Source organism: Staphylococcus simulans (assembly GCF_002994445.1).
Lineage (GTDB): Bacteria > Bacillota > Bacilli > Staphylococcales > Staphylococcaceae > Staphylococcus > Staphylococcus simulans_B.
This window is the reverse complement of record NZ_MRZJ01000003.1, coordinates 76,736-92,255: the sequence shown is the minus strand read 5'-3', so window position 1 is coordinate 92,255 and position 15,520 is coordinate 76,736. Positions and strand designations below refer to the sequence as shown.

Below are 15,520 nucleotides of genomic sequence, written 5' to 3'. Positions count from 1 at the left end.
TTGGATTGATGTTACAAAACAAAGGGTTAAAGTGACAACTTTGTCACTTCAGACATACGTGACAATATTTCATTTTGTTTTGGGAAAACAAAAGTCACTGTAGTCCCTTTATTGACCGTTGAATCTACCTCTACTTGAATCTGAAGCGCATCTTTAATTTGATCCACTAAATATAAACCGATACCTGAAGAAGTCGTTTCATGACGATATTGCGTAGAAGTAAAACCGCGTTCAAAAATCCGAGGCAAATCATTCGTAGCAATCCCGCGTCCAGTATCTTTGATGCTTAAGCACACTTGTTCTTGTGCTTTATAAGCGTTGATTGCGATTTCGGTACTGGGATGACTGTATTTCACCGCATTTGAAATCACTTGCCGCAGCATCATTTTGCACCACTTCATATCTGTAAACACTTGGAAATCCGCTTCAAAATCCATATCAAAGCCGATACCGCGCTGCCTGCAGATATTGCGCGTGAGCTGAATTTCTCCTATCACTATTCGTTTCAGAGAGACTTTATCAAAATAGAGGTCTTGCTGCTTCGAATTCAGTCTTGTTAAGTACAGCTGGTTATCCAGCATTTGATTCATACGAGACCATTCATACAGCATTTCATTGCGACGTGTTTCATCTGTTTCTTGGTCAATTAATAACTGCAGAGCAGTCAGCGGTGTTTTAATTTCATGCACAAACTCCGTTAAGCTTTGTTCGTGTGCATTCAATTGAATAGCTTGTTCCGATACAATGTGCTTTTGACGCTGAATCATCGTATACAAATAATCCAGTACTTCACCTTCCATCGGTGTATTTGCTGCTTCTTTATGTTTTAACTCTTCAATCTCTCGCATTTCTGACAGCTTCTTATTAAATGCTGTTTCATAAAAGTAAGCAAAAATTAAGAACACCAGTGTAAATATCAGATTGCATAAAATCACATAGCCTACCGAACCAAGTGATAAATCAGGATCCAAATAAGCTAATACAACCAAAAAGACTTGAAAGCCTAAAATAAGCGCCAGCCAATTCAACCGCGACACTAAATAATGATAAATTCTTTTAATCGAAGTCATGTGCCATATATCCTTTGCCGACTCTTGTTTCAATCGCATGCGTTAAACCGAATTCTGCCAGTTTCTTTCTTAAACGATTGATATTGACCGTTAAAGTATTATCGCTGACAAAGGCTTCATCATCCCACAATGCAGTGATAATCGCATCACGGCTGACAATTTGATTGCGGTGCTGTAATAAAATTTCCAGTATCAGCATCTCCGTTTTCGACAAGTGTGCACTTTCACCGTCTCGTTCTAAGACTCCTTTTGCCAGGTCCACTTGTACATCTCCCCATGTCATCATACGTTTTTCTTCTATATTAAATTGATAAACGCGGCGGTAAATCGCCTTTAACTTTGCAATCAGCACATTGGTATAGAACGGCTTCTGCATAAAATCATCTGCTCCTAATTCCATACTCATCACTTGATCCATCGGATTATCTCTAGCGGATAGGAAAAGTATCGGAACATTCGATTGATTACGAATGGCACGGCACCAATAGAAACCATCATATTTCGGCAATTCAACATCCATAATGATAATCTCTGGTTGGATTTCTGTATATTCTTCTAAAACATGGTTAAAGTCTTCTATACCATATACATGCAAGTCCCAGTGTTCCAATTCTTTCTTTAATTGTTCAAATAAAGATTTATCATCTTCTACCAATAAAATTTTCATGCTTTCACCAGCCTGTATTTATTTCAAAATTATTGCAAAAACATTTCATTTACATTTCACTGTTTTTCTTTTACACTATTGAATACGTACTACTCTAAAATGTATTGTTTTATACATTTTAGATAAGCATTGAACTAAATCAATGCAGTCCGGTACGAATTAGTATATACTCAGTGTAATACTACCTTATAAAATGGAGGGTGTCTATGGAACATACGATTAGAGAAATAAGTATAAATGATGCGGATGATTATATTGTATTGTTGAAAGATATCTATGATGAGTCTAATTACATGCTGTATAGTCCTGGTGAATATGTCCCTTCGCTTTCAAGTGCACTCAAGCAGCTTGAACATTTCATCACTTCTCCATCAAATACCATTTACCTCGCTGAAATCGACGGTATGCTGATTGGATTTGCGATTGTAACTTCCCGCAAATACGAGCGCACACGTCATGAAACACGCGTACGTATCGGTATACGCGAACAATACCGCAGTAAAGGTGTTGGGCAATCGTTATTAAACGCGGTGGATGCATGGGCATATAACCACAGTATTCGCCGTTTAGAAGCATTAGTTGTTCCTGAAAATGAAACAGCCGTGGATTTATTTAAATCTGCCGGTTATCAAATTGAAGGCGAAATGCGCGATAAATTAAAGATAGATAATAAATTCTACAGTGAATATGTAATGGCTAAATTATTACACTAATACTTTTTCCTAATATGTATCTTTGCATATTAGGTTTTTGTTTTGCCTTTTTTCATTCATCTCACTATTTATTATTCTATAGCATAAAGAGATATCAGATAAAGCACATGTATCTGATACCTCTTTTCATCTATTTTTATTCAATTTTATTAATAAGGATTGAGTTGAACAGAATCCGTCTGTTCATCTTGCTCTTTCATAGTTGTAGAGCTTATGTTGCGGCTTAAGAAGCGTTGTACTTGTGTCAGGTTCTCTTTAGATTCCGGCAGATTCAAATGGAATTGGTACTGATGTCGGAGTTGATGGGAACCATCATAGAATAAAGTATCTACAGAAGTACCTTTTTCATCTAACACTTGTGCAAATTCTTCGTTTTGACTTGCAAACGGATCGGCATCTCCTACAGATAAGAATGTCGGCGGATAATTTTTAGTAACATGCTCAATTGTCGACATTTCCGATAAATCTCTAAACTCAGTTTCCCAGTTTTCTGTACCTGTATAACTCCTCATAAACAATTGAATACGCGGGAATTCTGTTTTCTTTACTGTATTCATATTATAGAACCCGCCGAAAAAGATAGCGGCCCTAATGTTTTCAGGTTTGAAGCGTTGTTTAAAGTCCATTTCTTTTCTTAATTTTTCATCCGTTTGAATCGCTGTATATTGACTGGATAACTGTGCCCCGGCAGAATCTCCGCCAAAGACTACTTGATTGAAATCAATCGGCAATTCATGCGGGTTTTCTTTAATAAACTTTACAGCTTGATCCATTTGGATTAAAGGTGTCGGATATTTATATTGCGGCGCTAAAGCATAATTCACATTCACGACAATATAACCTTGTTCAGCAATCCTTGAAAGCAGCGGATTTTTATATTGCTTATCTCCTGCAATAAAACCGCCCCCATGCATCCAAAATATTACAGGCAGCTTCACATCTTTATCTAGTTCTGCGGGTGTAATAATGTCTAATTGGCTTTTCGGGTAAGTCTTGCCGTATGTAATATTATTAAAGACTTTAACATTGTTATTATTGATTGCGACTTTCTGTTTCATATTTTGTCTATGATGCTCATCCATATATAATTTCACTCCGATAGCTATGGCAATACATACTAAGACACCGACAACGGCCCCTCCTATCAGCCAACGCTTTTTGCGACTGCTCATTTCATTATCATGTCCTCTCTCTGTCGTTCTTTGGGCGAGATAATTTTATTTCGCTTTTATTGTACTTGAAATCACAATGTATCTCAAAGACGAAGCAATACTCATTAAAAAAGCGCAGCATCATCTGCTGCGCCATGTTCTACTATTTTCATCCTTATTGTTTTTACAATAAGTTGACCTTTATTATTGTTTTGCTATATCAAGTAAATTAACAAATTGGGCTTTTATGCGATATGTTGTTCATTTTCTTTCTTACGTTTGAAATACTTAATTAATACGCCGACTACGATTAAGAGTCCGATAACACCCATCATAGGGTATAAGAAGTTAATCAGACTTGAGAAGCCTACGAAACTTAATCCGTAACCTACTAACATCATAATCACGACTAAAATATGGTATTTCTTACTGTATGGTGTTGTAAATCTTGCTGCGAATGAATACAGCAGACCCAAAATTGTATTGTACATTACGGCTAACATTACAACTGATAACACAATTGTCACAGCTGGGTGAATACCATGTGCTAATTTCAATGTAGGAATAGCCGCTTCTTTAATCGTTGGATATTCCGTTTGCAATGCAAATGTGATTAGAGCTAATAGAATCGTATAAACGATACCGCCGAATAATGCGCCGGCACCAGATACTTTTCTTTTACTTGCATCACCGCCGATTGCAACGATAGTACTAAATCCAACCGCAAAAGCTAAACCGCCGTATACAGTACCCCAGAAGATACCTAATAGTGGATTTGCTTTTGGCATTGTTGCGTTGATTTCGCTGATTGGGACTTCACCTTTAATTAAATATGTTCCTGCAATAATAATCACTAAAATGATTAAGAATGGTGTAACTACACCTAATGCGCGAACAATTTTGTTGAAGTCCATCAATAATGTAATGTAAATTGCGATAACCATAATTAAGGCACCTAACCATGTAGGTATGCCGTAACTTTCATGGAATGCAGAACCTGCCCCTGCGATCATTGTGACAGAAATTCCGAATAAAAAGAAGACTAAAATATAGTCGATGACCCGTCCTAAGCCTTTCCCAAATAAATATGACAAAGTCGATTCGTGGTTTTCAGCATCGAAAGCCGTTCCGATTTTCGCTACTTGTCTTCCGATGAATCCTAAGATAATTCCTGAAAGTAATACACCGATATACGCCCATAAGCCGAACTCGGTGAAGAATTGCATAACTTCTTGACCTGTTGAAAAACCTGCGCCGACGACTACACCGACATAGGCAAAGCCAATTTTTACAGTTTCTTTATTAAACGTCATAATAACGTTAAATACCTCCTCGTGTAATTAAACCAATGCTTGCCAACGTTTTACTTACTATCCATAGCGTTTCTGTCTGAAAAGGCCATTACTTTTTCCATGAAAAGTTTATAGTAACAATAAATAACCACAAAGCGCAATAGGCGTTCTGTGTAATTGAACAAACACAACAATAAATTACCCTCAACTCAATAGAATTACTCATTAAAATTTGTGAACGATGTCATTAGAAATACTTAAGTATCATTTTTCCTTGCAGAAAAATTAAAGAGAGCACCTTTTACGGCACTCTCTGTTATGGGTTGATTATTATTTTGCATCACGATTTTGATTAAGTTCGTCAATGCTGACCACAACGTTATCCATTCGTTTCGCTGTCTGTTTAAGAATATTACGGGCTACGTTATTGTTCGGATCCAGCTTCAAAATCTGTTTAGAAATATCGAAAGCTTTTTTATCAGAAATAACAGGTTCAGGAATTGCATGGAGTAACAACATTTGTAGTAAACTCTTCACTTCTTTGCCCTCAGTGAGTTTTATGGAAGCTTCAGCATGATAATAAGCAGAGTCAAGCGCACCTTCTAATTCGCTTAATGGATAAACCAGCAGCAAGAATGCTAAATCGTGCATTTCGGCAGTTTCTCCATCTTTGATCATATCTAAGATACACGTGTAAAACATGATACTTTCTACTTCATGCGCACTTGAAATGTAATGTTCTTCAAATTCCATAAAATCTGATTCGGACATTAATCGTTTTACTGATTCAAATTCACCGTTTAAGACATGTCGCTTTATTAAATCTTTCATGCCAATGTCCTCCTATAGTTGAACAGATTTTATCTACAATTAACATAATTCTATCATATATTTTGTTGATTTCACATCAATATCTTTCAACCTTATACATATAATTTCAAATACAATCAATTAGAAGGACTTAGTACGATACATCAGATATAAGAAATACGGTGCGCCGATTAAAGCAACGACTATACCTGCAGGAATACCAGAAGGTTGTAAAACCACTTGACCTACAGTATCTGAAAAGACCAGTAAGAACGCACCGATTACAACCGCCAGCGGCATAAATAATTGGTGTCTCGGTCCTACAATCGTCTTCGCTATGTGCGGACCCATTAAACCGATAAAGCTGATGGCGCCGCTGACTGCGACCGCAGCCGATGACAACGCTACGGCCAGCAGTAAAATAACCATACGATCACGTCTGACATTCACACCTAAACCTTGTGCTAATTGTTCATTTGTATTTAAGATGTTCAGCGTATTAGCTTTCATAAATAAGAACGGTACAATAACTATCAGCCACGGAAGCAATGCGATGACAAATGTCCATTCGTCACCCCAAATATTTCCGGCAAGCCATGTCGCCATAAATTCAGCTTGGTCTTTATCAAATTTTGACATTAAAGTCAGGGAACCGCCAGATAAAGCTGCCGATAAGCCTACACCGACGAGCACCATACTCGCAGGTGTCATACCGCGCTCTTTAGAATAGCTGAAATAAAAAATAACCAGCGCTGTTAAAATACCGCCGATCATACTTAAAATAGGCAATACGTAAATAAAACTGTCCGCATTGACTTGTCCGATAACAATAAACAATGCGATAAAGAAACCGCTGCCCGCATTAATACCAAGAATCCCCGGCTCTGCAAGCGGGTTATTCGTCACACTCTGCATCATTGCACCGCTTAAACTTAAGGCAGCACCTGCAAGAATAGTAATCAGCATTCGCGGCATTCTGAACTCTAATAAAATTAAACTGTCTGTGTATTCACCAAAGCCGAACAGTGTTTTAAAAAATGTACCGATAGACATTTGATATTCGCCTGAAGTCATACTCCAAGCACATGCACACAAAAGCAGTATAATCAAAATCGTCAATGCGATGATTTGTTTGATTCTTAAACTTTTCTCTATCATATCGTGCGCCCTCCTTTTCTAATCAAATAGATAAAGTAAGGCACACCGATAAATGACACAATAGCACCGACAGGTGCATCGCCAAGCATACGTGCTACAGTATCAGCCAACAGTACTAACAGTGCACCCAAAATTGCTGTGACAGGTATAACTTTCGCATAATCTGTACCGATCAAAAAGCGTACAATATGTGGGACAATCAAACCGACAAAGGCAATTTGACCTACCATCGCAACAGCAATACCAGCCAGCAGCATCGTTAAAACCAGACTGAATGCTCGGATAAAGCCGACATTTTGTCCTAAGCCTTTCGCAAGACTTTCACCAAGATTTAAGATAGTTAATTGTCTGCTTAATAAAACAATCAATACAATCGTAATCAAGATGACAGGCGCACTCCACTTCAGCTGCGACCATGTGGTACCGGAAACACCGCCCATACTCCAAAAGTTAATATCTTGGTTTAATTTAAAAGCCAGTGCGATACCTTGGCTTAATGCCGTAAGGAAAGCACTGACTGCAGCACCCGCTAATATAATACGAATCGGATTGAAACCATCTGTACGAGAGCGGCCCATCATTAATACAATCGTACCGCCCATGATTGCCCCGATAAAACCAGCAAGCATCAATATACCGAATGCAGCTTGCGGCATGAACGCATAGGTTAAAGCCAGCATGAAGCTGGCACCTGCGTTTAAACCGATTAAACTCGGGTCAGCTAAACCATTTTTCGTCACACCTTGTACGACTGCACCGGCAACAGCTAAAGCCATGCCGACTAAAATAGCGCCTAAGTCTCTCGGTATTCTGATTTCACTGATAATATTATGCTGTTCATTTGAGGCATTATAATGGAAAATCGCATCATAAATTGTTGCTAAATGAATGTGCGCATCTCCATATAAAATGGACAACACCAGCATGACTAAAAGTAATATCAGCGATATACATAGTGTTGCTGTGAATTTGGTGTATCTTTGCTTTTTCTCTCTCTCACCCATTTATGACTGCCTCACACTTTCGAGTAATGTTTGCACAATAAATCATACGTCACAAGCATAGGTTTGCCTGTTCTCGGATCAGTACTGAGTTCCGCATCAATATTGAAACATCTCTCTAGAATATCTTTCGTCAACACTTCTTGTGTTTCACCGCTGGATACAATTTCTCCTGCTTTCATCGCAATTAAATGATCTGAGAAACGTATCGCTTGGTTGATATCATGCAAGACCATAACAATAGTACAGCCTTGTTCACGGTTCAATTCTTGAACCAGCTCTAAAATTTCTAATTGGTGGCTGATATCTAAATAAGTAGTAGGCTCATCTAAGAAAATAATATCTGTTTTTTGAGCTAATGCCATCGCAATCCAGACACGTTGTCTTTGCCCACCGCTTAGGTCATTAATCGGTCTGTGTTTAAAGTCGTAAGTACCTGTAACTCTAAGTGCCCAATCAATTTCTGCTTTGTCTTCTGCACTTAAACGTCCGAAACCTTTTTGGTACGGGAAGCGACCATAAGATACCAATTCACCTGTAGTTAAACCATCTGCGACATCAGGTGATTGAGGCAGAATCGCAATTTTCTTTGCGATTTCTTTTGTTGATTGTGTATGAATATTTTTGCCGTCAAGCGTAATTTGTCCGCCTTTGACCGCTAATAATCTAGATAATGCTTTCAACAATGTCGATTTACCGCAACCGTTAGGCCCAATAATTGACGTTACTTTACCATCAGGAATCTCTACATCTAAATCATTGACAATTACATGATCCCCATATCCAATTGTCACTTGCTGACCATTTAAACGATTAGTCAATATACTTCATCCTCCGTTGGATACGACATTGATTCCTTGAATACAGTTACCGTAATAACCGACTCTTTTCAAGGTTTGCCGCTATCTTCAATTTCGCATAATCTATACATCTTTTTACAAAATAATTGTGTATATCTCAAATACCTTATAGTTGTGTTTATCACTTTATCTCAATTACCAAACTGTAATTGATAATCATTATCATAGGATACATTATAACATCTTTTCTGCTCATTTCCTAACAAATATTATTGCACAGAACGCAAAAAATCGAGGCAAATGCCTCGATTCCTTTACAGTTATTCCTCTACTAAAAAGCCGTTGCCGTATACATCACGCACATCGTGAATGACTAAGAAGGCTTGCTCATCAATTTTTCTGATAAGTCGTTTCGCTTTAGAGACTTGTGTCTTACTGATAACGACATATAAAATCTCTTTCTCTTCTTTAGAGAAATAGCCGCGGCCATCCATAATCGTAACCCCGCGTCCGACCTTTTCATCAATGACTTTAGCCACTTCATCTGGTCGGCTCGAAATAATCGTCATCGCTTTCTTCGTATTTAAACCTTCAATTACAAATTCCATTACTTTTGTTCCGATATATAATGAAATAATTGTCACTAAAATTTTGCTCATCGGAATAACAGTAATTGAAATCGCAACTACAATCAAATCAAAGAATAACAATGCATAAGATGTACTGACATCTAAATATTTATTAGCTAATCGTGCCAAAATGGTTGTACCTGCTGTTGTACCTCCTGCTAGAACAATCACCCCGATGCCTAGTCCTACAGAAGAACCCCCGAAAATTGCATTTACAATCATATTCCCTGTTTCAACATGCCATGATTCCGTTAAACTTAGGAAAACTGAAATCAAGACAGTCGCAAGAATAGTTAAATACATATTGCGTTTACTTAAGAACTTATAACCGATTACAATTAAAATCGCATTCAACACAAAGTTTGTAACGGCAGGTGAAAGATGGAATGCGTAGTACAATACGATAGAAAGTCCTGTTACGCCGCCTTCACCTAATTGTGCGGAAATGATGAACGTGTTAACACCAAAAGAAAACATAAAGCTTCCGAATACAACCAGTGCTATATCACGCCATGTCTTTTTATTCATACCAACCGCCCCCTTATAAAATTGTATAGACAATTTAAATACTAGCACAGTCCCCTTTATACCTACAATGTTGGACCGCAGAATCACGACGGATGAAATATTAAATTAATTATTCTGAAAATTTTGTTTACTTTGTGCGCAAGCTTTGCTATAATAAATTTCAACTTCCTTAATCAAGAGATTAAGGAAGTTATCTCCTTTGTGTTGTTTACAATAAACAAGCAAAATTTTCGCTCGAATGCACGATCAGTACCTAGTCCTTACTGACTTCGTGTATCAAATTCATTTCCCGTTGAAAACAGGTAATGTTTGTGTCTCCCCACATACATTAACCTGTTTTCTGTGTTTTAGAAATGAAAAAGCACGATACTCGGATGAAGCCTCCGAATATCATGCTTTTTTGTTCATTGCTTACCAAGCAAACAATCCTACGAATGCTGCTGTTAATAATGATACTAAAATACCTGATAATAACATCATAGGTACATATTTAGATACAAAGTCCGACGTCTTCTTGTCGACAATTCCTTTTAATGTACCGATAATCATACCGATTGTTGAGAAGTTCGCAAATGATACTAAGAATGTTGAAATAACTGCTCTTCTGTGCGGATCATATGTTTTAACCGCATCTGAGATTTGTCCCATTACAACGAATTCGTTTGTGACAATTTTCTTTGCCATTTGTTGTGCTACAGGCCATGCCTCACTCCAAGGTAAACCAAGCAATAATGAGAACGGCACCATAATGACACCTAAAATCTGGTCTAAACCAAAGCTGAATTTAACATTAAACCAGCCAATAACAGTACCTGAAATAATGTGGATGAGACGATCAATCAAATCAGCTAATGCTACGAAACTGATAACGAAAGCGATAATAATTAATACTAATTTACCCGCATTAATAACAGAGTCTCCTAAGAATGAGAAGAACGGTTGACGTTCAACGCCTTCTTGTTGAATGTGATAAATAATATCTTCACGTTCTTCAACGCTGACAGGGTTTAAGATTGAAGTAACGATAATTGCGTTAATAATATTCAATGGAATTGCTGTAAGTACTAATTCACCAGGAATCATAGTGACATAAGCCCCTACAATCGCACCAGAAACAGAACTCATTGACATCATCGCAATTGTTAAAACACGCATTTCATTCATACGTTTTAGTTGTTCACTTGAAACTGCTAAAGCTTCAGTGTTGCCTAAGAACATCATTTCGATACCAAAGAATGATTCGAATTTAGGCTGACGAGTGATTTTTGCTAAAACCCAGCCGATACCGCCGATAACTTTAGGTAAAATATTAAAGTACATTAGAATGTCGAATAACGGCACGACTAATAAGATAGGAAACAATGCCGCAATCGCCATATCCATTTGTTTTGTATCTACAAAACTATGGAACGCAAATCCTGTTCCGGCATTTGCAGATTCAATAATCCACGAAATACCATCTGCCATTTTAGAAACTGCTAAGTTGCCCCACGGGAAGAACACGAAGAACCAAGCTAAAATCAAGTTAACTACTACTAGGATACCTACGGACTTCCACTGAATCGCTTTTCTGTTTCTAGAGAAAAGCACCGCAATACCTAAAAATACAATCAAACCAACAATATTGATCAGTAAATACATTTTACACCCACCATTTCTATAACTTTATTACGTACGAGTCAGTACTGTTAGAATCATAATTTACTGTTTTATTCCCTATGTTCTATACAATATCCTTCTAATACCAGAGATTGTTCGTATTTACAAATTGTAAAAAATTAAAGTGCTTTTTTAGTATATCATGTTGTCTCATGCCTTTGAATTAGATTTTTCAAGAAACGAAACAAAAATTTTCAATGATTTTCGATTTGTCACTTTTATTCAACAATTTAAAATCGCAATAAAAATAAGGTTGGAACGCTTTTAAATTCCAACCTTTTAATCATACTATGCATTTAATCTGTTAATTTTTGTGTCATCACAAACTCTTTGTATTTTTGATGAGAAGCCATCAATTCTTTATGCTTGCCGATACCTGTGACACGCCCGCCGTCTAAGAAAATAATCTGATCTGCTTTCATGATAGTAGAGAGACGATGTGCAATGACAACTGTTGTACGGTCTTCCATTAATGTCTCTAATGATTCTTGTATCTTTTTCTCGCTTTCACTGTCTAAATTAGCCGTCGCTTCATCTAAAAGCAGAATATCCGGATTCTTTACAAAACTGCGTGCAATATCAATTCTTTGGCGCTGTCCGCCGGATAATTTCAATCCGCGTTCACCGACTAAAGTATCGTAGCCTTCATCAAAATCCATGATAAAGTCATGACAATTTGCTAGTTGCGTATATTTCATTAGTTCTGCATCTGTGACTTCACGGTTAATACCATATAAGATATTATCTCGAATTGTACCGCTCATCATCGCATTCGACTGCATGACATAACCGATTTTGTTTCGCCAATCGGATAAAGGCAAATTGTAAATCGAGACACCGTTATAACGGATATCTCCTTGTGTCACATCATACATACGTTCAATCAAATTGAAGATAGTACTTTTACCAGAACCAGAAGGTCCTACAAAGGCAGTCACTTTCCCTTTTGGAATTTCAAATTCCAAATCATGCAAAACTTCTTTCGTATCGTACGCAAAATGAACATGTTCGAAGTCGATATTGCCGTTTTCTAAAGTTTGACCCGTCGGCAAATACACTTCTTCCAATGGTTCTTGCATAATTTCATAAATACGGCTGCTGGCACCGACAGCTTTCTTATAATCTGTCATTAATGTCGAAAGGTTCACCAGCGGCATAGACATTTGAATCACATAGAAAATCATTGCGACCAATGTTCCGGCTGTAATTGCGCCTGAAGAAATACGAATACCGCCGAACCCTAAAATAATTCCGATAGTTAATAACATAATCAAACCTGAAATAGGCTGAATAACCGCCGCAATCTTCGCTTGTTTTAAACCTAGTTTATAAATTTCCTTTAGATTCACATGTGCTTTATCCAGCTCCACTTGTTCTGTGTTCGCAACTTTGACTAAGCGCATCTCAGTCAATACACGACCGAGCAAGCCGCTGAAATTCGCAATTTCAGCTTGTGTTTTCGTAGAAATTTTCTGCATCACTTTACCTAGTGGGATCATAATGACCACAAAGAGCGGTATCGTAATAAACGTCAGCAATGTCATTTGCCAATCCATAATAAACAGCATAATCAACGAACCGATCAGCGTAATAATAGACGGCAGTACATTCGGCAGTTTTTGCGATACAAACTCATTAATCACTTTTGTATCATCAGTCAGCCGACTCATCAGCTGTCCGCTTTCGTTCACATCAAAGAAGCGCATTCTAAGACGTATAATATGTTCCCACACGACTGTTCGAATCGCATAAATAATCTTTTCACCGATTTTACTCAGCAAATAAAGACCAATCCCGCTCAGTACTGCATTGAGCGCAAAAACAATAATGAATATCAAAATAAACTGCATGTTGAATTGACTGCCAGTAAATTTATCAACCATTTTTCCTGTGAATAAAGGTACGATTAAACCACTGATACTGCCTAATGAGGAAATGGATACTGCAATCGCAATTAAGCCGATTGGCCATGTCAGTTTCTTAAGTAAAAATAAGAGTGGATTAGATGTTTTAGTAGAATGTTTCATTTTTCACGCTTACCTCAATTATATTTTTAAATTATCTTCACAAAACATTTACACTTTATGTACGTTTCTTCATTCGTCCTGTTTTTAGACCTCCGAGCACACTTCGGTCAGACATCCCTCAGACTGACACCATTTGTAATCCTTGCGCCCATGCATTTTACTCACTTGTTTCAAACTACTTTTATGATAAAATAGTTTTACTTGTGAAATTATTTTTGTTGAAGGACTGAAAAATACATAATGAAAAAGATAGTAATACTGACAATGTTAATATTCTTCGTAAGTACAATTATAACACCATTTTCAAATGCAGACACACAAACCAAATCCCCCGTTCAAATTGCAAATGAACGCGGACAAAATATTTCTGAAGGATTTGAACCTGAAGGTGCAGTCAACATCAGCCAAACAGGTCAAGTCTTATACGACTATAACATGGATAAGAAATGGTATCCCGCTTCAATGTCTAAACTTATGACTATGTACCTCACATTAAAAGCTGTAAAAGACGGTAAATTATCATTAGATGATACCGTCAAAATTTCAGAGGATAACTATAGAATGTCGACACTTCCAGAGCTCAGCAACACGAAGTTATATCCTGGCGAAACGTATACGATCAGAGAGCTGCTTCAAATTACAGTTTCAGCTTCCAGCAACGCAGCTGCGTTGATTCTTGCGAATCAAGTTTCTGATTCTACTTCAGATTTCACTGATAAAATGAATGAAACTGCTAAAGATATCGGCATGAACCATACACACTTTGTAAATCCGACAGGTGCTGAAAACAGATTATTGGAAAGTTTTGCGCCAGAACGCTACAAAGATGAAACACGCAGTACAGCAACAGCAAGAGACTTTGCGATCCTTTCTCAAAGAGTCGTTCAAGATACACCGAAGGTATTAGATTTCACTAAAGCCATCGCACCGACACAACACGGTGTGACATATTATACGTTCAACTGGTCTTTAGAAGGTTCTGAATTAAGTCTTCCAGGTACAGATGGTTTGAAAACCGGGTCAAGCGATGTAGCGGATTACAACCATACCTTAACTACTAAAAGTGACGGTTTCCGTATCGATCAAGCGATTATGGGTGCCGGTGATTTCAAAAATCTCGGCGGAGACAAAGAACGCAACAAAATCGGCAACAGCTTAATGAATCAATCATTCGAACAATATAAATATGTAAAAGTCATGTCTAAAGGCGAACACAAAATCAATGGTAAAACTTACTTTGTAGAAAAAGATTTATACGATATCCTTCCTCAAGACTTTACAAAAGATGATTATAAATATGTCATTGAAGACAGCAAGCTGCATATCGATTATGATCGTACATTTATCTCAAAAGATTACGGTCCGCCTGCAGTAGATGTCAATCGTCCGTTGACACATAAAGCAACAACATTTGCGAAATCATCTTGGAGCGAACATCCGGTGCTTACAATTATCGGCAGCGCATTCGTTGTCGCAGCACTTGCTATTGTTATTTACATGATTATGGAACTGTTCCGCCGCAAAAAATAAGATACGGTATCTTAAAACAACAGTACAACATAAAACAGAGGCGTTACCTCCGAAACTCATTCGGTAGTAACGCCTCTGTTGTTATATTATTTAGCATCTTTGCCATATAACTCTTTTTTGATTTGAGTTGTAGAAATGCCTTCTGTACGTTTTAAATAAATGACTTCGCACTTATCTTTTAGGAAATCGAATTCGCCTTCCCAGTCATGACCCATTACAAATGTATCCACATCGTAACGTTCTACGTCACGTTCTTTTTGACCCCAGTCATCTTCAGGGATGACTAAGTCAACATAACGAATGGATTCCAGCATCATTTTTCTTTGTTCGTAATTGTAATATGATTTTTTGTTTTTAATGCGGTTAAATTCGTCTGTAGAGAGTGCTACAATCAAGTAGTCTCCCATTTCTCTCGCTCTTCTTAATAGTTCAATATGACCATAATGCAGTAAATCATATGTACCGTAAGTGATAACTCTCTTCAA

At 37.5% G+C, this 15,520-nt stretch carries 14 protein-coding genes; 2 read left to right on the top strand and 12 right to left on the bottom strand.

Features of this window, described 5'->3' with window-relative positions; translation table 11 throughout:
• Positions 1 to 26: 26 nt before the first annotated feature.
• A complete protein-coding gene (locus C7N65_RS05490) occupies positions 27 to 1,070 on the bottom strand; it encodes a sensor histidine kinase (RefSeq protein ID WP_105993472.1) in 1,044 nt (347 codons plus the stop codon).
• Entirely contained in the window at positions 1,057 to 1,737 is a 681-nt protein-coding gene (locus C7N65_RS05485; protein ID WP_105993471.1) for a response regulator transcription factor, read from the bottom strand. Before C7N65_RS05485 ends, C7N65_RS05490 begins: the two co-directional genes overlap by 14 nt.
• Positions 1,738 to 1,943: 206 nt before the next feature.
• On the opposite strand from C7N65_RS05485, the gene C7N65_RS05480 reads away from it, so the two are divergent.
• Positions 1,944 to 2,450, top strand: a complete 507-nt coding sequence (locus C7N65_RS05480) for a GNAT family N-acetyltransferase (protein WP_105993470.1) — start codon at positions 1,944 to 1,946, stop codon at positions 2,448 to 2,450.
• Positions 2,451 to 2,599: 149 nt separating this feature from the next.
• Here the strand turns inward: C7N65_RS05480 and C7N65_RS05475 are convergent, their stop codons facing one another.
• The 9 genes from C7N65_RS05475 to C7N65_RS05435 all read right to left on the bottom strand — a co-directional run bounded on the left by C7N65_RS05475 (position 2,600) and on the right by C7N65_RS05435 (position 13,505).
• Complete coding sequence (locus C7N65_RS05475) at positions 2,600 to 3,622, bottom strand: alpha/beta hydrolase (RefSeq protein WP_105993469.1); 1,023 nt, start codon at positions 3,620 to 3,622, stop codon at positions 2,600 to 2,602.
• Between the two features lie 224 nt (positions 3,623 to 3,846).
• Entirely contained in the window at positions 3,847 to 4,914 is a 1,068-nt protein-coding gene (locus C7N65_RS05470; protein ID WP_105993468.1) for a hypothetical protein, read from the bottom strand.
• A gap of 309 nt (positions 4,915 to 5,223) precedes the next feature.
• The gene (locus C7N65_RS05465; RefSeq protein WP_105993467.1) at positions 5,224 to 5,724 is read right to left on the bottom strand and encodes a hypothetical protein; all 501 of its coding nucleotides are present in this window, start codon (positions 5,722 to 5,724) and stop codon (positions 5,224 to 5,226) included.
• A gap of 120 nt (positions 5,725 to 5,844) precedes the next feature.
• Positions 5,845 to 6,861 carry a FecCD family ABC transporter permease gene (locus tag C7N65_RS05460; RefSeq protein ID WP_105993466.1) on the bottom strand — a complete coding sequence of 339 codons (1,017 nt, stop codon included), beginning with the start codon at positions 6,859 to 6,861 and terminating at the stop codon, positions 5,845 to 5,847.
• Positions 6,858 to 7,865 carry a FecCD family ABC transporter permease gene (locus tag C7N65_RS05455; protein ID WP_105993465.1) on the bottom strand — a complete coding sequence of 336 codons (1,008 nt, stop codon included), beginning with the start codon at positions 7,863 to 7,865 and terminating at the stop codon, positions 6,858 to 6,860. Before C7N65_RS05455 ends, C7N65_RS05460 begins: the two co-directional genes overlap by 4 nt.
• Before the next feature lie 11 nt (positions 7,866 to 7,876).
• Positions 7,877 to 8,683: an ABC transporter ATP-binding protein gene (locus C7N65_RS05450; protein WP_105993464.1), complete on the bottom strand. Its 807-nt coding sequence runs from the start codon at positions 8,681 to 8,683 to the stop codon at positions 7,877 to 7,879.
• A 299-nt stretch (positions 8,684 to 8,982) separates the two neighbouring features.
• Entirely contained in the window at positions 8,983 to 9,819 is an 837-nt protein-coding gene (locus tag C7N65_RS05445) for a YitT family protein (RefSeq protein ID WP_105993463.1), read from the bottom strand.
• A 411-nt stretch (positions 9,820 to 10,230) separates the two neighbouring features.
• Complete coding sequence (locus tag C7N65_RS05440; RefSeq protein ID WP_105993462.1) at positions 10,231 to 11,460, bottom strand: NupC/NupG family nucleoside CNT transporter; 1,230 nt, start codon at positions 11,458 to 11,460, stop codon at positions 10,231 to 10,233.
• A 314-nt stretch (positions 11,461 to 11,774) separates the two neighbouring features.
• On the bottom strand, positions 11,775 to 13,505 hold the full coding sequence (locus C7N65_RS05435) for an ABC transporter ATP-binding protein (RefSeq protein WP_105993461.1): 1,731 nt from the start codon (positions 13,503 to 13,505) through the stop codon (positions 11,775 to 11,777).
• Positions 13,506 to 13,745: 240 nt separating this feature from the next.
• On the opposite strand from C7N65_RS05435, the gene pbp4 reads away from it, so the two are divergent.
• A complete protein-coding gene (pbp4, locus tag C7N65_RS05430; RefSeq protein WP_105993460.1) occupies positions 13,746 to 15,035 on the top strand; it encodes a penicillin-binding protein PBP4 in 1,290 nt (429 codons plus the stop codon).
• A gap of 86 nt (positions 15,036 to 15,121) precedes the next feature.
• Here pbp4 and tagD read toward each other — a convergent pair whose 3' ends face one another.
• Positions 15,122 to 15,520, bottom strand: a complete 399-nt coding sequence (gene tagD / locus C7N65_RS05425) for a glycerol-3-phosphate cytidylyltransferase (protein ID WP_105993459.1) — start codon at positions 15,518 to 15,520, stop codon at positions 15,122 to 15,124.

Bases quoted from the DNA above. Each gene is read 5' to 3' on its own strand.
- C7N65_RS05490 (WP_105993472.1), bottom strand. From the start codon at position 1,070: ATGACTTCGATTAAAAGAATTTATCATTATTTAGTGTCGCGGTTGAAT.
- C7N65_RS05485 (WP_105993471.1), bottom strand. From the start codon at position 1,737: ATGAAAATTTTATTGGTAGAAGATGATAAATCTTTATTTGAACAATTA.
- C7N65_RS05480 (WP_105993470.1), top strand. From the start codon at position 1,944: ATGGAACATACGATTAGAGAAATAAGTATAAATGATGCGGATGATTAT.
- C7N65_RS05475 (WP_105993469.1), bottom strand. From the start codon at position 3,622: ATGAGCAGTCGCAAAAAGCGTTGGCTGATAGGAGGGGCCGTTGTCGGT.
- C7N65_RS05470 (WP_105993468.1), bottom strand. From the start codon at position 4,914: ATGACGTTTAATAAAGAAACTGTAAAAATTGGCTTTGCCTATGTCGGT.
- C7N65_RS05465 (WP_105993467.1), bottom strand. From the start codon at position 5,724: ATGAAAGATTTAATAAAGCGACATGTCTTAAACGGTGAATTTGAATCA.
- C7N65_RS05460 (WP_105993466.1), bottom strand. From the start codon at position 6,861: ATGATAGAGAAAAGTTTAAGAATCAAACAAATCATCGCATTGACGATT.
- C7N65_RS05455 (WP_105993465.1), bottom strand. From the start codon at position 7,865: ATGGGTGAGAGAGAGAAAAAGCAAAGATACACCAAATTCACAGCAACA.
- C7N65_RS05445 (WP_105993463.1), bottom strand. From the start codon at position 9,819: ATGAATAAAAAGACATGGCGTGATATAGCACTGGTTGTATTCGGAAGC.
- C7N65_RS05440 (WP_105993462.1), bottom strand. From the start codon at position 11,460: ATGTATTTACTGATCAATATTGTTGGTTTGATTGTATTTTTAGGTATT.
- C7N65_RS05435 (WP_105993461.1), bottom strand. From the start codon at position 13,505: ATGAAACATTCTACTAAAACATCTAATCCACTCTTATTTTTACTTAAG.
- pbp4 (WP_105993460.1), top strand. From the start codon at position 13,746: ATGAAAAAGATAGTAATACTGACAATGTTAATATTCTTCGTAAGTACA.